Annotated in this window: 20 protein-coding genes; 8 read left to right on the top strand and 12 right to left on the bottom strand. The window is 74.3% G+C overall.

Going from position 1 to position 15,075, the window contains the following annotated elements; translation table 11 throughout:
• Position 1: 1 nt before the first annotated feature.
• The 6 genes from ACZ3HQ_RS08760 to ACZ3HQ_RS08735 all read right to left on the bottom strand — a co-directional run bounded on the left by ACZ3HQ_RS08760 (position 2) and on the right by ACZ3HQ_RS08735 (position 3,636).
• Positions 2-310 carry a hypothetical protein gene (locus ACZ3HQ_RS08760; protein WP_030813481.1) on the bottom strand — a complete coding sequence of 103 codons (309 nt, stop codon included), beginning with the start codon at positions 308-310 and terminating at the stop codon, positions 2-4.
• Between the two features lie 153 nt (positions 311-463).
• The gene (locus tag ACZ3HQ_RS08755; RefSeq protein ID WP_467508976.1) at positions 464-1,360 is read right to left on the bottom strand and encodes a YihY/virulence factor BrkB family protein; all 897 of its coding nucleotides are present in this window, start codon (positions 1,358-1,360) and stop codon (positions 464-466) included.
• A complete protein-coding gene (locus tag ACZ3HQ_RS08750; protein WP_467508975.1) occupies positions 1,350-1,922 on the bottom strand; it encodes a hypothetical protein in 573 nt (190 codons plus the stop codon). Before ACZ3HQ_RS08750 ends, ACZ3HQ_RS08755 begins: the two co-directional genes overlap by 11 nt.
• On the bottom strand, positions 1,922-2,875 hold the full coding sequence (locus ACZ3HQ_RS08745; RefSeq protein ID WP_467508974.1) for a DUF6286 domain-containing Asp23/Gls24 family envelope stress response protein: 954 nt from the start codon (positions 2,873-2,875) through the stop codon (positions 1,922-1,924). Before ACZ3HQ_RS08745 ends, ACZ3HQ_RS08750 begins: the two co-directional genes overlap by 1 nt.
• Positions 2,872-3,057, bottom strand: coding sequence for a hypothetical protein (locus tag ACZ3HQ_RS08740; RefSeq protein ID WP_086694531.1), 186 nt, complete (start codon positions 3,055-3,057; stop codon positions 2,872-2,874). The genes ACZ3HQ_RS08745 and ACZ3HQ_RS08740 overlap by 4 nt, the downstream gene beginning before the upstream one ends.
• A gap of 75 nt (positions 3,058-3,132) precedes the next feature.
• Positions 3,133-3,636: an Asp23/Gls24 family envelope stress response protein gene (locus ACZ3HQ_RS08735; protein WP_467508973.1), complete on the bottom strand. Its 504-nt coding sequence runs from the start codon at positions 3,634-3,636 to the stop codon at positions 3,133-3,135.
• A 335-nt stretch (positions 3,637-3,971) separates the two neighbouring features.
• On the opposite strand from ACZ3HQ_RS08735, the gene ACZ3HQ_RS08730 reads away from it, so the two are divergent.
• The 5 genes from ACZ3HQ_RS08730 (at position 3,972) to ACZ3HQ_RS08710 (ending at position 6,944) form a co-directional block, all read left to right on the top strand.
• Positions 3,972-4,520, top strand: coding sequence for an RNA polymerase sigma factor (locus ACZ3HQ_RS08730; RefSeq protein WP_467509070.1), 549 nt, complete (start codon positions 3,972-3,974; stop codon positions 4,518-4,520).
• Complete coding sequence (locus tag ACZ3HQ_RS08725) at positions 4,517-5,146, top strand: Asp23/Gls24 family envelope stress response protein (RefSeq protein ID WP_467508972.1); 630 nt, start codon at positions 4,517-4,519, stop codon at positions 5,144-5,146. Before ACZ3HQ_RS08730 ends, ACZ3HQ_RS08725 begins: the two co-directional genes overlap by 4 nt.
• Entirely contained in the window at positions 5,139-5,489 is a 351-nt protein-coding gene (locus ACZ3HQ_RS08720) for a hypothetical protein (RefSeq protein ID WP_467508971.1), read from the top strand. The genes ACZ3HQ_RS08725 and ACZ3HQ_RS08720 overlap by 8 nt, the downstream gene beginning before the upstream one ends.
• Before the next feature lie 130 nt (positions 5,490-5,619).
• Positions 5,620-6,204: an ECF RNA polymerase sigma factor SigK gene (locus ACZ3HQ_RS08715; protein ID WP_164195040.1), complete on the top strand. Its 585-nt coding sequence runs from the start codon at positions 5,620-5,622 to the stop codon at positions 6,202-6,204.
• A complete protein-coding gene (locus ACZ3HQ_RS08710; protein WP_467508970.1) occupies positions 6,201-6,944 on the top strand; it encodes an anti-sigma factor in 744 nt (247 codons plus the stop codon). The genes ACZ3HQ_RS08715 and ACZ3HQ_RS08710 overlap by 4 nt, the downstream gene beginning before the upstream one ends.
• Before the next feature lie 72 nt (positions 6,945-7,016).
• Here the strand turns inward: ACZ3HQ_RS08710 and ACZ3HQ_RS08705 are convergent, their stop codons facing one another.
• From ACZ3HQ_RS08705 to ACZ3HQ_RS08680, 6 genes are all read right to left on the bottom strand, one after another.
• Positions 7,017-7,817 carry a DUF1295 domain-containing protein gene (locus ACZ3HQ_RS08705; RefSeq protein ID WP_467508969.1) on the bottom strand — a complete coding sequence of 267 codons (801 nt, stop codon included), beginning with the start codon at positions 7,815-7,817 and terminating at the stop codon, positions 7,017-7,019.
• The gene (locus ACZ3HQ_RS08700) at positions 7,814-9,127 is read right to left on the bottom strand and encodes a class I SAM-dependent methyltransferase (protein WP_467508968.1); all 1,314 of its coding nucleotides are present in this window, start codon (positions 9,125-9,127) and stop codon (positions 7,814-7,816) included. Before ACZ3HQ_RS08700 ends, ACZ3HQ_RS08705 begins: the two co-directional genes overlap by 4 nt.
• Entirely contained in the window at positions 9,124-10,404 is a 1,281-nt protein-coding gene (locus ACZ3HQ_RS08695) for a class I SAM-dependent methyltransferase (RefSeq protein WP_467508967.1), read from the bottom strand. The genes ACZ3HQ_RS08700 and ACZ3HQ_RS08695 overlap by 4 nt, the downstream gene beginning before the upstream one ends.
• Complete coding sequence (locus tag ACZ3HQ_RS08690; RefSeq protein WP_467509069.1) at positions 10,401-11,132, bottom strand: DUF1365 domain-containing protein; 732 nt, start codon at positions 11,130-11,132, stop codon at positions 10,401-10,403. Before ACZ3HQ_RS08690 ends, ACZ3HQ_RS08695 begins: the two co-directional genes overlap by 4 nt.
• Entirely contained in the window at positions 11,126-12,382 is a 1,257-nt protein-coding gene (locus ACZ3HQ_RS08685) for an NAD(P)/FAD-dependent oxidoreductase (RefSeq protein WP_467508966.1), read from the bottom strand. The genes ACZ3HQ_RS08690 and ACZ3HQ_RS08685 overlap by 7 nt, the downstream gene beginning before the upstream one ends.
• 96 nt (positions 12,383-12,478) lie before the next feature.
• Positions 12,479-13,126 carry a fasciclin domain-containing protein gene (locus ACZ3HQ_RS08680; RefSeq protein ID WP_467508965.1) on the bottom strand — a complete coding sequence of 216 codons (648 nt, stop codon included), beginning with the start codon at positions 13,124-13,126 and terminating at the stop codon, positions 12,479-12,481.
• A gap of 379 nt (positions 13,127-13,505) precedes the next feature.
• On the opposite strand from ACZ3HQ_RS08680, the gene ACZ3HQ_RS08675 reads away from it, so the two are divergent.
• From ACZ3HQ_RS08675 to ACZ3HQ_RS08665, 3 genes are all read left to right on the top strand, one after another.
• Entirely contained in the window at positions 13,506-13,748 is a 243-nt protein-coding gene (locus ACZ3HQ_RS08675) for a hypothetical protein (protein WP_467508964.1), read from the top strand.
• A 60-nt stretch (positions 13,749-13,808) separates the two neighbouring features.
• Entirely contained in the window at positions 13,809-14,033 is a 225-nt protein-coding gene (locus tag ACZ3HQ_RS08670; RefSeq protein WP_467508963.1) for a hypothetical protein, read from the top strand.
• A 150-nt stretch (positions 14,034-14,183) separates the two neighbouring features.
• Positions 14,184-15,044: a Rieske (2Fe-2S) protein gene (locus ACZ3HQ_RS08665; protein ID WP_467508962.1), complete on the top strand. Its 861-nt coding sequence runs from the start codon at positions 14,184-14,186 to the stop codon at positions 15,042-15,044.
• Positions 15,045-15,075 lie beyond the last annotated feature (31 nt).

The raw sequence follows: 15,075 nt of genomic DNA, 5'->3' as shown, positions 1-15,075 counted from the left end.
GTCAGCTCGGCCGGGACGACTCCAGCAGGTCGCACTCGATGAAGGAGGGCGGGCTGGTGCACAGGGCCGCCATGCGCTCGGCGAAGGCGCGGGCCTCGGGGTCGTGGCGGCTGCGGCCGGCCGCCTCCAGGGAGGCGAACTCCAGCACCTCGTAGTAACGGTCGTCCTTGCTCTTGTCCTTGAGGACGGCCTGGTAGGTGGGGCCGTGCTGCATGCCCCCGAAACGCCGGTCGATGTCCATCGCCAGAGTGCGCATCTCGTCGATGCGGTCGGTCTCGAAGGCGATGATCTGCACGAACTTCTCGGCCACGGTTCCTCCAGCCGGCCAGGGCGCCGCCACCGGGGCGGGGACGGCTCAGCACCCAACGAAACACGGCCGGTGAAGGTCGGCAATTCGTCGCGGTGCGTTCGCCGTACGCTGCGCCCGGCCGTGCGCGGGGGTCCGGACCCGGGCCGCCCCGGCTCAGCCGGCCGACGGGGACGGTTCGGGCGACGTCCGGCTCAGCTCGGCGGTGAACTGGGCGCCGGTGAGCAGGGCGAGGTTGGACAGCCAGAGCCAGATCAGGAAGACGACCGAGCCCGCGAGCGATCCGTAGAGCCTGCTGTAGCCGCCGAGCACCGAGGTGTAGAGGGCGAAGCCGCCCGACACCGTGATCCACAGCGTGGCGGCGAGCACTCCCCCGGGCAGGCTGTGGCTGCGCCGCCTGGCCTGCAGGGGGCCGGTGCGGAAGACGATCACGATCAGCACGACCGCGAGGCCCAGCAGCAGGGGCCATCGCAGCAGGCGCCACACCCAGGCGACCGTGGCGTCCAGCCCGAAGAAGCGCCCGGCGGCCTCGGCGACCGGCCCGGTGAGCAGCAGCACCAGCGCGCTGACCACGAGCAGGCCGAGCAGCCCCAGCGCGGTGAGCACGATCCGGTGGGCCTTGCGCAGGGGCGAGCGGTGGTCCTCGACCCGGTGCATGCGGTGCAGGGAGCGGCGGAAGACCGCCAGATAGCTGGAGGCGGACCAGATGGCGCTGGCCGTCCCGGCGACCAGCAGCGGCCAGATCGCGGCGTCGGGGCGCAGCATGCGGCCCAGTACGTCGTGGAGTTCGCCGCCGGACTCGGCGGGCGCATAGGCGGTGACCTGGCTGATGAACCGTTCCGCCGTGCCGGGGCTGATCAGCGCGAAGGCGATGACGGTGACCAGGAGGGCGGGCAGCACGGTCAGGATGGCGTAGTAGGTGAGGGCGGCCGCGTCGTCGGAGACGTCGTCGCGCCACATGGACAGCGGCGTGCGGCGCAGCGCCCCGCCCCAGTCGCCGGGACGGGGCGGGGGCGGCCGGGTGGCGGCGGGGGCGTGTGGTTCAGCGGACATGCGGTACCTGGTGGGGCCGGGCGCTCAGGCGCACCCGGCCGTGGACGGGACAGGGGGCGGCGGCCGATTCGGCCCGGCCGAGGAGCCGGGTGACGCCGGGCAGCACGGCGTCGGGGGTGACATCGGGCTGGAGCCAGAGGTGCAGCCGTACGGTGATCCGCCCGCGCCCGGCGAGGACGCGGGCGCGGCAGCGGGCGACGCCGTCGAGGGCGGCGGCGTCGCGGGCGACGGCTTCCTCCAGGGCGCGGGCGCGCACGGTGGAGCCGGGTGCGGGGAGGGTGATCAGCGGGCGTCCGCCGCCACGGAGCTGGCGGGCGCACCACAGGGCGCCGAGCGCGGTGGCGGCGACGGAGGCGGCCATCACGGTGGGCGTCCACCATCCCCGGCTCCGCAGATCGAGGACACGGGCGGGGCTCAGGAAGGTGACGTCGCCGGAGAGGGCCGGCCACCAGCCGGGAAGCCGGGTGCCGAGCGCGGGGTCGGCGGTGGCCAGCCAGGTGCCGGCGGCCAGCAGGGCCAGCCCGGTGGCGGCGAGGACGCAGCGGTTCAGGGCGGTGCGCATCAGCTCCCTCCGGCGGGCGCCACGGCGCCGAGGGGCGTGGGCGCGGTCTCGGCCGGGGGCGGGGTCCACACCGGCAGGGGGCGTACGGCGACGCGCAGCCGCAGCGGGCGGCGCAGGCCGCACTCGGCGAGGGCGCGGCGCGCGGCGTCGGTGATCTGTTCGCGGGCGGCGGCGCGGTCCCCGAAGGCGAGGGCGGCGCGGACGGTGGCGCGGCGGCGCCGGACGCGTACGGCGACGGTGTCGACGCCCTCGGTCCCGGCGGCGGTGTCCCGGAGCAGCGCGGCGACGGCTCCTCGGTCGACGGCGACCCGGGTGGCCGGTGCCGGGGAGTGGGCGGTGAGCAGGCCGCGTCGGCCGGGCGTGACGGCGAGGACGATCAGCCAGACGCCGAGCAGGGCGCAGCCGAGGGCGGCCACGGTGACCGGGGGTTCGCCGGGGCCGTGCGCGTACAGCCAATGCAGGGCGCCGGTGCGCCAGGGGGCGGCCGGGCGGTGGCCGGTGTGCACCAGGATCAGGTCGGTGGCGAGGGCGCCGCAGGTCAGGGTGGCGAGCAGGGTGAGCACGCCGAGGGGCAGCCTGCGCTGTGCCCACCAGCGGCGCGGGACGCGGCCGCCGGGAGCCGCCGCTTCCCGCGCTGTCGCGTCCGGTTCCGTCATCCGGTCCGGCGTCAGCGCGGTGACGCCGACGCGGGCCGTGCGTACGTCCAGGCCGGTCAACTCGCCGGTGCGGGCGGTGACATGGTCCTGGACGCGGCGCACGGTGGAGGTGAGCGGAGCCGGGTAGGGCAGGGCGACGTCGACCGCGATCTCGGCCCGGCCGCCGCGTACGGCGGCCGAGGAGCCGGTCGCCCGCGCGGCCCTGCCGGGCAGCGCCTCGGTGACCGCGCGGCCGGCGATCCGGCGGACGGCGCGGTCGGAGACCGTGGTGGTGCCGCGCCGCTCGGGGGCGGTCATCGGCGGCCCCGATCGAAGGCGTGCCGCAGGTCCCCGGCGCGCCCGCCCCGGTCGAACCAGTACCCGACCGCGTAGCCCACCGCGCCGAGCGCGGCCACGAGCAGGAACGCGCCGAAGCCGCCGAACCAGCCGGCGAACGCCAGCGCGATGCCGGCGATGAGCCCTACCAGCGCTCTGTCCATCTCTCCGTCCCCTTCTTCCGTGCTTCTTCCCTGCTCCACTGCCCTGTTACTGCTCACCCGGGCCGCCGCACGGTGTCAGGCCACGCGGGAAGTGGTCTCCGGGGCGCTGTCCTCGTCGTCGGGGAGGTGGACGTCGTTGATGGCGACATTGACCTCGACGACCTCGAGGCCGGTGATCCGCTCGACGGCGTCGATGACGTTCTCCCGTACCTCGCGGGCGAGGTCGGCGATCGGGACGCCGTACTCCACGACCAGGTCGAGGTCGATGGCGGTCTGCCGCTCGCCCACCTCGACCTTGACGCCCCGGCCGACGTTGGAGCGGCCGCCGGGGACGCGGTCGCGGACGGCGCCGATGGTGCGGGAGAGGCCGCCGCCCATGGCGTGCACGCCGGGGATCTCGCGCGCGGCCACTCCGGCGACCTTGACGACGACGACATCGGCGATGGAGGTCCGGCCGCGCGTGGCGGCGGGCTCGTCGGCTCCGGTGGCGCCGCCCGCGAGGGCCGTGCCGGCCGGCTGCTGCTTCGTGGTGGGGCCCGCCGCGGCGATGCCGGTGGCGGACGCGCTCTGGACGCTCATGACCAGGTCCTCTCGATGGGCCGTACTGGTGTTGTCGTTCCGTTGGACCCGGCCGGTCCACGAATGTGACGCGGATTCCCGGATTTTCTCCGCTGAAGCCTGTCCGCCGCCCGGTGACGCGCCCCACGACCTGCATCCACCTGGCTTTTCGCGCCTGAAATAGCCGATGAGGGGCACGGCAGGAAAGGGGCGCGGCGGATTCCGCGTCACAAAGCCGCCTTCGAGGTGTCGAAGGGGCGAGGACAACGGAGAGGAGCCGCCCGGTGTCGGGGGTCCGCAGACAGATCGCGTATCCGGGACCGGAACGCGCGCCCGACGACACCCCCGCACGGGAGGTGAGGGCGGCGCGCCCGGACGACGGCCTGCTGACGGTGCGCGCGGCCGAGGGCGACGAGGAGGCGTTCGCCGTGCTGGTGCGCGAGCACGCCCCGGCGCTGGTCGGTCTCGCCACCCGGCTGCTGGGCGACCGCGCGGAGGCGGAGGACGCGGTGCAGGACGCCTTCATCAGCGCCTGGCGCCGGCTGCCGGAGTTCCGACGGCACTCCTCCTTCGGCACCTGGATGTACCGCATCGTCACCAACCGCTGCCTGAACGTCCTCCGGGCGCGCCGGCCGGTGACGTCGCTGGAGGCGGCCGGGGAGTTCGCCGCGCCGGAGCACGACTCCCCCGAGCGGGTCACCGAGGCGCGGGACGCGGTGCGCGGGATGCGCCGGGCGCTGGACGACCTCTCGGCGGAGCAGCGGGCCTGCTGGGTCCTGCGCGAACTGGACGGACATTCCTACGAGTTCATCGCGGAGACGGTCGGCATCAGCCAGGAGGCGGTGCGCGCCCGCGTCTTCCGCGCACGACGCTGTCTGACACGAGCACTGGGGGCCTGGCGATGACCACGCACACCGACCCGCCCGACCGGTACACCGGGCCCGACGGCGACGACGAGCGGCTCGCCTGCGGGCGGCTGCTGTCCGGCGTCTGGGACGCCTGGGAGCAGGCCGACCCCGACCCGCACCGCGCCGGCTGCCCGTACTGCAAGGACGCGGTCCGGGAGCTGACGCTGCTGGAGACGACGGTACGGGAGCTGCGCGAGGAGACCGCCCCGGCGGAGACCGGCTACGACCCCTCGTCGCTGACCCGGCGCGTGATGGACGTGGTCCGGATGGAGCTGCGGCCCGGCCGCCCGGTGCCGCTCGGGGACGAGGACGAGGACCTGTGGGTGATGGAGGCGGTCGCCGCGCGCACCCTGCGGACCGCCGCCGAGACGGTCGCCGGGGTCCGCGCGGGCTCGTGCCGGATCACCCCGCCGGACGGCTCCGGCCGGGGAGGGGTGACGGTGCGTCTGGAGGTGCACGCCCCGCTGGGCGTGCCGCTGGAGGAGGTGGCCGAGCAGGTACGGCGCGGGGTGGCCGAGGCGGCCCGGCTGCGGCTGGGGCTGCGGCTCGCGTCGGTGGACATCCGGATCGTCGACCTCGTGGACGATCCGGCCGGATTCGAGGAAGGGCCGGGCGATGACTGACCGCGCGCTGCGCACCACGCTCACCGAGGAGGTCGTAGCGGCCGTCGGGACGGTGCCGGGGGTGGCGTTCCTGCGGCCGGGCCTCGGCGGGCGGCTGCGCTCGGCGCTGCCGCGCGGCGCGAGCGCGGCCGACGGCGGCCGGTCGGTGCCCTCCGGGGTGCGGCTGAGCCGGCCGGACGAGACCGGGCCGTGGCGGGTGGAGATCCATGTCGTGGCACACGGGCACGTCCGCACGCTGGACGTGGCCCGCGATGTCGTACGGACCGTGGAACTGCGGCTGGCCGGGCTGCTGCCCGGCCGGCCGGGGCCGAAGGTCACCGTGACCGTCACCGGGCTGGTCTGAGCCCGGCACCCGTCGTCGTTGTTCGTCCGGGTGACCAATCCGTGGCGGCCATGGCCTCGGATTACGCGGGGACGACTCCCGCGGCACCACGCGGGGGCCCCGCCCCGGCGCAACATCGGAGAGGACAGTTGTGAAGGAAGCCGTCTACATCGGCAGGAACCCGGCAGCGGAACCGGACTTGCAGCAGTTGCTGCACGAGGTGGCCCTCGGTGATCAGGAGGCGTTCGCCTCGGTCTACGACACCGTGGCCGGTCCGGTGCTCGGGGTCGTCCGGGCGGTCCTGCGCGACCTCGCCCAGTCGGAGGAGGTGGCCCAGGACGTGCTGGTCGAGGTCTGGCGCACCGCTCCGCGCTACCGCGCCGACCGGGGTACCGCGATCAACTGGATCCTGACGCTCGCGCACCGGCGCGCGGTGGACCGCGTCCGCTCGGTGGAGGCGGCCGCCGCCCGTGACACCAAGGCGGCGCTGCTGGACCGTACGCCGGAGTACGACGAGGTGACCGAACAGGTGGAGTCCCGGCTGGAGCAGGAGCAGGTGCGGCGCTGTCTGCGCACGCTCACCGACCTCCAGCGGCAGTCGGTGACGCTCGCCTACTACCGGGGGCTGACCTACCGGGAGGTCGCGGAGGCGCTCGCGCTGCCGCTCGGCACCGTCAAGACACGACTGCGCGACGGCCTCATCCGGCTGCGCGACTGCCTGGGGGTGACCGCGTGACCATGACCGATCCGCACACGCTGACGGGTGCCTACGCGCTGCACGCGCTGCCCGACGACGAGCGCGCCGACTTCGAGCGCCACCTCTCCGGCTGCCCGTCCTGCGCCCGTGAGGTGGAGGAGTTCGAGGCGGCCGCGGCCCGGCTGGCGCTGGCCGCGTCCGTGCCGGTGCGCCCGGCGATGCGGGAGGAGGTGCTGCACCGGGTCGGCTCGGTGCGCCAGCTCAGCCCCGGCACCACCCCGGTGGAGCGGGTGCGCCGGAGCAAGGCGCTCGGCGCGGGCCGCTGGGCGCTGGCCGCGTGTGTGGCGGCGGCCGCCGTGTTCGGCGGTACCGCGGTGTGGCAGTACGACCGCGCCCAGGACGCCCAGCAGCGGGCGGCGCAGGCGGAGCGGCAGGCGTCCGAGCTGGCCGGGGTGCTCGCGGCGCCGGACGCCAAGTCCCGCACGGTGAGAGTGGCGGGCGGCACCGGCACGGTGGTGGTCTCCGCCCAGCGGGACCGGGCGGTGTTCGTGTCGTCGAGGATGCCCGAGCCGCCGAAGGGCAAGGTGTACCAGCTCTGGTTCGACGACGGCGGCACGATGCGCGACGCCGGCCTGATGGACCCGGCGCGCGCCAGCCAGTCGGTGCTGATGAAGGGCACGGTGGACGGCGCCTCGGGCGTCGGGGTGACGGTGGAGCCGGCGGGCGGCTCGGCCAAGCCGACGAGTGCCCCGGTGACGGTGCTGAGCATGCCGTCGTAGGCGGCGGGACACGAGGGAGGGGAGCCCCGGCGATCCGGGGCTCCCCTCCCTCGTGTCCCTCGTGGCCCGGCGTCAGCGCGGGGGCAGCGGGAAGAAGCCGCTGGTGCGCGAGGCGTACTCCGCCCAGCCGGGGCGGCCGGACATACGGCGCTCCAGCAGGCGCTTGCCGCTGCCGTTGATCAGCAGGTAGCTCATCACCAGCGGCGCGACGAGGGAGACGAGGGCGGGTGCGGCTCCGCCGTCGCAGGCGATGAGGAAGAGCCCCCACCAGACGCAGAAGTCGCCGAAGTAGTTGGGGTGCCGGGTGTAGCGCCACAGGCCCCGGTCCATGATGCGGCCCTTGTTCGCCGGGTCGGCCTTGAAGCGGGCCTTCTGGGCGTCGCCGACGGCCTCGAAGAAGACGCCGACCGCCCACAGGGCCGTCCCCAGCCAGGCCGGTACCGAGACCGGGCCGGTCCCGTACTGGGCGGCCTGCACCGGCAGGGAGACCAGCCAGACCAGGGCGCCCTGGAGCAGGTAGATCATGCGGAAGGCGTACAGGTTCCGGTTGCCGGACCCCTTGTCGAGCAGCTCCTCGTAGCGCGGGTCCTCGCCGTGGCCGCGGCCGCGGCGGCCGATGTGGACGGCGAGCCGGAGGCCCCAGACGACGGTGAGGGCGGTGACCAGGGCCCGGCGGGCGAGGTCGCCCTCGCCCGCCGACGCGCCGAACGTGGCCAGGGCCACCGCGGCGAAGGCGGCGCCCCAGGCGATGTCCACGATCCGGTGCATGCCCTTGCGGACGGCGACGGCGAAGGTGATCACCATGACGCCGAGCGCGGTGAGTGCCGCCCAGCCGAGGTTCGCGGCGAAGCCGGCCCAGGCGAACCCGCTCACACCAGGTCCCGGTACCAGTCGGCGGCCTCGGAGAGGTCGAGCCCGCTGGCGCCGGCGCGGTCCCGGCGTACGGAGAGGATCTGGTCGACGCCCATCCGGCCCTCCTCGAAGGCGAGCGCCCCGCCGACCAGGTACAGCCGCCACACCCGCGCGGTCTCGGTGCCGACGAGGGCGACCACGTCGTCCCAGCGGCGCTCCAGCATGCGGTGCCAGGCGGCGACGGTGCGCACGTAGTGCTCGCGCATCGACTCCGTGGACCGCACCTCCAGGCCGGCCGCCTCCAGCAGGCCGACGGTGTCGCCGAGGGGCCGCATGTGCATGTCGGGCGCGATGTACGCCTCGATGAACGCGCCGCCGCCCGGCGCGTCGGCGCCCCGCGACATCTGCTGCACCAGCACCCGGCCCCCGGGGCGGACCATGTGGTGCAGGGCGGCGGCGAAGGCGGGGTACTCGTCGTCGCCGACGTGCTCGCCCATCTCGACGGTGGCGACCGCGTCGTAGCCCGAGCCGCTGATGTCCCGGTAGTCCTGGCACACCACCTCCACCAGGTGCTCCAGACCGCGCTCACGGACCTGCTCGCGGACGTGGGCGGCCTGTTCACGGGCCAGGGTGACGGCGGTGACCCGCGCCTTGTGCTGTTCGGCGGCGTACAGGGTGAGCGAGCCCCAGCCGCAGCCGATGTCCAGCAGTCGGGAGCCGGCGGTGAGGCCGAGCTTGCGGCAGATCAGCTCCAGCTTGGCGCGCTGGGCGTCGGCGGGGTCGGCGTTCTCGCCGGCCTCGGCGGTCCAGTAGCCGCAGGAGTAGGCCATGGTGTCGTCGAGGAGGAGGCGGTAGAAGTCGTTGGAGAGGTCGTAGTGGTGGCTGATCGCGGCCCGGTCGCGGGCCTTGGTGTGCCGGTCGCCGCGCAGCCGGGCCTCGGTGGCGGGCGCGGGCAGACGGGGCCCGACGACGCCGAGCCGTGCGGCCTCCCCGACCGCGCGGGCCCAGTCCGCCAGGGTGAGCCGGGGGGTGTGCGCGCCCCGCTCGCGCGCCGACGTCCAGGCGGCGCGCAGCCCCTCGGCGAGGTCGCCCTCCACGTCGAGTTCGCCGGTGACGTACGCCTGGGCCAGGCCGAGTTCGCCGGGCTGCCAGAGCAGGCGGCGCAGCGCCCGGCGGGAGCGCAGGACGACCACGGGGGCGTCGGACGGGCCGGTCTCGCTTCCGTCCCACGCGCGCAGCCGGACCGGCAGCGGGGCCCCGAGCGCGTCTTCGACGAGCACGGCCAGCCGGTGCGCGGCGCCGGTGCGGACGGGGGTGCGGAGGTCGGTCATCGAGTGGGCTCCTTGGTGAGCAGGTACTGCTGGACGTCGAGGTAGCCGGAGCGGAATCCGGCCTCGGAATAGGCGAGGTAGAAGGTCCACAGGCGGCAGAAGACGTGGTCGAAGCCGAGGTCTTCGACGTCCTCGGCGCGCTCGGTGAACCGTTCGCGCCACAGCCTGAGGGTCTCGGCGTAGTGCGCGCCGAAGGCGTCGCGCCGGGTGACGGCGAGCCGGGTGTGCTCCCGCACGGTCTGGTCGACGGCCTCCACGGAGGGCAGCAGGCCGCCGGGGAAGATGTACTTCTGGATCCAGGTGTGGGTGTCGCGGGAGGCGAGCATCCGGTCATGCGGCATCGTGATGGCCTGGAGGGCGACGCGGCCGCCGGGGGCGAGGCGCTCGTCGAGGGTGCGGAAGTAGACGGGCCAGAACTCGGCGCCGACCGCCTCGATCATCTCCACGCTGACGATGGCGTCGTAGGTGCCCTCCGCCTCGCGGTAGTCGCACAGTTCGACGGCGACCCGGTCGGAGAGGCCGGCTTCGCGCACGCGCTGCCGGGCGAGGTCACGCTGTTCGCGGGAGAGGGTCAGCGAGGTGACGTGGGCGCCGCGGGCGGCGGCGCGCAGGGCGAGTTCGCCCCAGCCGGTGCCGATCTCCAGCAGCCGGGTGCCCTCGCCGACCTCGGCGAGGTCCAGCAGCCGGTCGATCTTGCGGTGCTGGGCGGCGGGGAGCAGGGCGTGCTCGGCGGGGAAGCCGCGGAAGACGGCGGAGGAATAGGTGAGGGTGTCGTCCAGGAAGAGCGCGAAGAGGTCGTTGGACAGGTCGTAGTGGCGGCTGATGTTGTCGCGGGCGCCGCTCGCGGTGTTGCGCTGGGCGGCGGGCTGCCGCAGCGCCCACAGGCGGCGCAGCCGTTGCAGCGGGGCGGGGACCAGGTCGGCGGCGTGCGCGGCGAGCACGGTGAGCGCGCCGACCAGGTCGGGGGCGTCCCACTCCCCCGCCATGTACGACTCGCCGAAGCCGATCAGTCCCGTGGTGCCGATGCGGGCGTGGAAGGCGTCCGGGTCCCGCACCTCTATGAGCGGGCCGCCCTGGCCCAGGACGGTGCCGTCGGGGAAGCGGACCCGGAGCGGCAGCCCGCCCAGGGCATGCCGTACGACGGCGGCGGCGACGGTGCGCACCGGCCGGGACGCCCTGGGTACGGCGGCCACGTCGGGCCACCGGCCGGCGTCCACCGGGGCCGGGACCGGGCCTGCGCCGGTCCTGCTCGTGGGACGGGGGTGGGCTGTGGTCATGTGGCGTTCTCCGGGTCGTGACGGACCTGGCGCGGCTGCACCGGCAGGCCCCTGAGGAACAGGCGGATGCCGTGGAAACGGATGGCGGCCGACACGGCGAGGGTCGACCAGGGGTGGCGCAGGGAGAGCCGGAGCAGCGCGCCCGGCGTGGCGGGACGGCGGCTGCCGTGGACACTCGCGGTGAAGGGCGGGCTGCCGGGCCGGTCCAGGCGCAGGGAGAGCTGGAGACGTTCGCCGGGCAGCGGGAGCCGCATGTGGTAGCGGCCGTCCACCGGGTAGAAGGGCGAGACGTAGAACTCCTTGTCCACGTCGGCCTTCCCGGCGGCGTCGGTGTGCAGCAGGTAGGCGTGGCGGCCGCCGTAGGTGTTGTGCACCTCGGCCACCACGCAGCGGGGGCGGCCGTCGGGACCGTGGCACCAGTACAGGGTGAGGGGGTTGAAGACGTGGCCGAGGACCGTCGCGTGGGTGAGCATCACGACGCGGCCCCCTTGGAGGTCGACGCCGTGCTCGGCGAGGAAGCCGTCGAGCGCGGCCCGGATCGAGGGGGCGCGGCCGGTGAAGTGGTCGCGGGCCCGGAAGCGGGCCAACGGGCGCAGCAGCGGCGGCAGTTCGGGTATGCGGTCGGTGTCGACGAGCCACATGTAGGTGCGGTGGCGCAGGGTATGGCGGACGGGTGCGCGGCGGGTGTGCCGGACCTCGCACGGGTAGAGGGCGGGCGTGGTCACCAGGTCACCCCCAGCGCCTTCGCGGCCGCGACCCCGCTGCGGCAGCCGTCCTCGTGGAACCCCCAGCCGTGGTAGGCGCCGGCGAACGCGGTGACGGAGGTGGCGAGTCCGGGCAGCCGCCGCTGGGCCGCGACCGACTCGGGGGTGTAGACGGGGTGTTCGTACTGCATGCGGGCCAGCACGCGCGCGGGATCGACGCGGTCCTCGCCGCCGAGGGTGACGAGGTAGGGCTGGGAGGCGTCGAGGCGCTGGAGCCTGTTCATGTCGTAGGTGACGCGTACCCGGTCCGAGCCGGCCGAGCAGCTCGGCATGAGGTAGTTCCAGGAGGCGCGGGCGCCCGGGGCGCGGGGCAGCAGGGCGGCGTCGGTGTGCAGCAGGGTGGTGTTGTGGGAGTAGCGGAAGGCGCCCAGCACCTCCTTCTCCTCGGCGGAGGCGTCGCCGAGGAGCCGGAGCGCCTGGTCGGGGTGGACGGCGACGACGACGTGGTCGTAGGACTCGGTGCTGCCGTCCCGCGCGGTGATGTCGACGCCGTCGGCGTGCCGCAGGACGGTGCGGACCGGGGTGCTGGTGCGGACCTCCTGCACCTCGGCCGCGACCCGGTCGACGTAGCTGCGTGAGCCGCCGGTCACGGTGCGCCACACGGGTGAGCCGGTGACGGAGAGCATGCCGTGGTGGTCGAGGAACCGGAAGAGGTAGGCGGCCGGGTAGTGCTGCGCGGTCTCGGCGTCGCAGGACCAGACGCAGGAGACCAGCGGGGTCATGAAGTGGGCCCGGAAGTACGGGGAGAAGCCCGCCCGGTCCATGAACCCGCCCAGGGTCAGCGTGGAGTGGCTCTCGTGCTCCAGCAGGGCGCGGGCCGCCCGGTGGAAGGCGGGCACCTCGGCGAGCATGCGCAGGTAGGGGGCGCGCAGCAGGTTGCGGGGCTGGGCGAGCAGACCGCGGGCGCCACGCGCGCCGGCGTACTCCAGGCCGCAGCCCTCGCACCGTACGGACATGCTCATCTCCGACTCCTGCGTGGCGACGCCGAGTTCGCGGAAGAGGCGGAGCAGGTTCGGGTAGGTGCGCCGGTTGTGCACGATGAAACCGGAGTCGACCCGGTGGATGCGGCCGTCCGGGGCTATGAGGTCGTGCGTGTGGGCGTGGCCGCCGAGGCGGTCGTCCGCCTCGTACAGGGTGACGTGGTGGGCCCGGCGCAGCACATGGGCGGCGGTGAGTCCGGCGACTCCGCTGCCCACGACGGCGGTTCGGCGCATCGTGCTTTCCCTTCCGGGGAGTGGGGCGTCAAGGGGGAATGGGCTGCGCGCCCGACCGCTCCGGGGCCCGGAGCGGTCGGGCGCTGCCGGGTGGGGTCAGCTCTTGGGCATCAGGACGGTGTCGATGATGTAGACGTTGGCGTTGGCGGTCTTGACGTTGCCGCAGACGACCTTGGCGGAGTCGTTGACGGTGTACGACTCACCCATCCCGGAGGTCATGACCTTCGACTTCTCCAGGGTGTCGAAGGAGCCGTTCTCCAGGTCCTTCGGCGCGAGCTTCTTGCCGACGACGTGGTAGGTCAGGATCTTGGTGAGCTGGGCCTTGTCGTTGAGGACCTTGTCCAGGGTGGCCTTCGGGATCTTGTTGAAGGCGTCGTTGGTCGGCGCGAACACCGTGATGTCCTGGGCGTTGTTGAGCGTGTCCACCAGACCGGCCTTCTTCACCGCGGTGACCAGCGTGGACAGCGCCGGGTTGTTCGAGGCGGCGGTGGCGACCGGGTCCTTGGCCATGCCGTCGAAGGAACCCGCACCGTCCTTCGGCACCGACGAACACGCCGGGCCGAACGGCTGGTCCATGCCGCTCATGCCCTCGCTCGCCTTGGGCGAGGAGGCGGCGGGCGCCGAGGACGCGGACTTCCCGCTGTCCTTGCTGTCACCGGAGGAGCAGGCGCTCAGCGCGAGGGGCAGCACGGCGGCGGCGGCAAGGGTGACGGCGGCACGGCGGGTACGGGTGGTGGTCATCATCTCTTCGTCATCTCCTGAGTGGCGCGCGGCGGGTGCCGGGCTGAGGGTCATAGCGGGAAAAGCCGATTCGGGGCGGAGGGGAGGCATGCGGGGCCGGTGGAGCCGGGGCGGCTCGTGGCAGTCGGCGCCCCGGCTCCTTCGAAGAGCGGTCCGCGCGGCGCGCCCAGTGCGAAGCGCGCCGGGCCGGCCGGCGATCGGTGGTACCGCTCTTCATCCCTCACACCGGGAATCCGGATCTGCCGCGTCAGCGGATTGGTCGCTCCCCCGATCAGGTGAAATAAAGATCCAGACCAATCCGGTGAGCCGCCGGCCCCGGATATAGCGCCGCGTTCCGGGGACCTGGGAGGCGCCCGCGGGCCGCCGCGCTTACGATCCCCACGTGGCAGACATTCCCGACAGCCTCATCGCCCTGGAACGGAACGCCGAGGTGGAGCGGGCCAAGCTGGCCGGTCTCACCGGGAGCGAGTACGACGCCCAGCGGCGCCGCTGGCGCACGGCGTACGACGCCGTGTGCGCGGCCATCGCCGACCGGTCGGCCGAGACCGGCGAGGACCGCGGCGCGCTGGAGCGTTCGGTCCAGGAAGCGGTACGGCACACCCAGGAGGACCCCGCGGTCGAGTAGCGCCCCCGTCCCGGAGCACTCCGGCATGCGGCGGCCACGGTCCTGGGCCACGCTCGGGACATGGCCCCGGACATCCCCGTCGTGATCTACCCGCCCGCCCCGGACGGCGGCAGGCGGGTGCGCGTCGGGGAGCGGTTCGTCGGCATGGCCTACACCGTGCTGGACGTCGTGGAGTTCCTGCGCCGGGCCGGGCCCGAGGGCCTGGCGTCGGTGGAGGAGGCGGACGTCGTCGGCGCGGGGTGGGTCGAGTGGCGGGGCGCGGGACCGCGGGAATGGCCCCGCTGAACAGGGGAACCCGGCCACCCACGACGGTGAACTGCCGTACCGGCGGCCCGAGATGCTCGGGCGGAGACAGCCTGGCCAGATGAGAGCGCGAGCCGGAGGACCCTCGGGACACCGGCCCGTCCGGTCCGAACGCTATGAGGAGCGAGTGTCATGCCCAAGCAGATCGAGCACGTCATCCAGGCCATCGAGGACCGCAGCGCGCTCGACGCCCTCACCGGCCCGGCCGCGAAACTGGTGAACAAGGTGACGCAGCCGACCGCCGTCAAGAACGCGCTCTCCGGTACCTGGCTGGGCCACGCGCTGCACCCGGTGCTCACCGACGTGCCCATCGGCGCCTGGGGCATGGCCACGGTGCTGGACCTGACGGCGGGCGAACGCGGTGCCGTGGCGGCCCGCAAGCTCGTCGGCTTCGGCCTGCTCGCCGTGGTGCCGACGGCCGCGAGCGGCGCGTCCGACTGGGCCGACACCCTCGGCGGCCCCCAGCGGGTCGGCCTGGTCCACGGGATGCTCAACAGCGCGGCGACCGTGCTCCAGGCCGCGTCCTGGGTGGCCCGGCTGACCGGCCGCAGGCGCGCCGGTGTGGTGCTGAGCGGGGTCGGCCTCGGCCTGACCGGCGCCTCGGCCTACCTCGGCGGCCATCTGTCGTACGTGAACGGCATCGGCGTCAACCACACGGCGTTCGAGGAGCCGACCGGAAAGTGGACGGACGTGGCGGCGCTGAGCGCGCTGGAGGAGGACAAGCCGCTGCGGGTCGACGCGGGCGGCACCCCGGTGGTGCTGGTGCGGCACGGCGCCACGGTGAACGCCCTCTCGGCCACCTGCACGCACGCCGGCGGCCCGCTGGACGAGGGCAAGGTCGATGCGGACGGCTGCCTCCACTGCCCCTGGCACGGCAGCGCGTTCCGGCTCTCCGACGGCGAGGTGACGCGGGGTCCGGCGACGGTGCCGCAGCCGGACTGGGACGTGAAGATCTCCCAGGAGCGGGTGCTGGTGCGGGCCGCGAACGCCTGAACCGGCGGGACGGGCGGATCGGGTGAGGCGG

The organism is Streptomyces sp. NPDC018263, assembly GCF_055562575.1.
Note: the sequence above shows the minus strand (reverse complement) of the source record. Positions and strands in the feature narration are given on the sequence as shown.

Excerpts from the sequence above, each read along its gene's own strand:
- ACZ3HQ_RS08755 (WP_467508976.1), bottom strand. The coding sequence starts at position 1,360 with ATGTCCGCTGAACCACACGCCCCCGCCGCCACCCGGCCGCCCCCGCCC.
- ACZ3HQ_RS08750 (WP_467508975.1), bottom strand. The coding sequence starts at position 1,922 with ATGCGCACCGCCCTGAACCGCTGCGTCCTCGCCGCCACCGGGCTGGCC.
- ACZ3HQ_RS08745 (WP_467508974.1), bottom strand. The coding sequence starts at position 2,875 with ATGACCGCCCCCGAGCGGCGCGGCACCACCACGGTCTCCGACCGCGCC.
- ACZ3HQ_RS08740 (WP_086694531.1), bottom strand. The coding sequence starts at position 3,057 with ATGGACAGAGCGCTGGTAGGGCTCATCGCCGGCATCGCGCTGGCGTTC.
- ACZ3HQ_RS08735 (WP_467508973.1), bottom strand. The coding sequence starts at position 3,636 with ATGAGCGTCCAGAGCGCGTCCGCCACCGGCATCGCCGCGGCGGGCCCC.
- ACZ3HQ_RS08725 (WP_467508972.1), top strand. The coding sequence starts at position 4,517 with ATGACCACGCACACCGACCCGCCCGACCGGTACACCGGGCCCGACGGC.
- ACZ3HQ_RS08720 (WP_467508971.1), top strand. The coding sequence starts at position 5,139 with ATGACTGACCGCGCGCTGCGCACCACGCTCACCGAGGAGGTCGTAGCG.
- ACZ3HQ_RS08700 (WP_467508968.1), bottom strand. The coding sequence starts at position 9,127 with ATGACCGACCTCCGCACCCCCGTCCGCACCGGCGCCGCGCACCGGCTG.
- ACZ3HQ_RS08695 (WP_467508967.1), bottom strand. The coding sequence starts at position 10,404 with ATGACCACAGCCCACCCCCGTCCCACGAGCAGGACCGGCGCAGGCCCG.
- ACZ3HQ_RS08685 (WP_467508966.1), bottom strand. The coding sequence starts at position 12,382 with ATGCGCCGAACCGCCGTCGTGGGCAGCGGAGTCGCCGGACTCACCGCC.
- ACZ3HQ_RS08680 (WP_467508965.1), bottom strand. The coding sequence starts at position 13,126 with ATGATGACCACCACCCGTACCCGCCGTGCCGCCGTCACCCTTGCCGCC.
- ACZ3HQ_RS08670 (WP_467508963.1), top strand. The coding sequence starts at position 13,809 with ATGGCCCCGGACATCCCCGTCGTGATCTACCCGCCCGCCCCGGACGGC.
- ACZ3HQ_RS08665 (WP_467508962.1), top strand. The coding sequence starts at position 14,184 with ATGCCCAAGCAGATCGAGCACGTCATCCAGGCCATCGAGGACCGCAGC.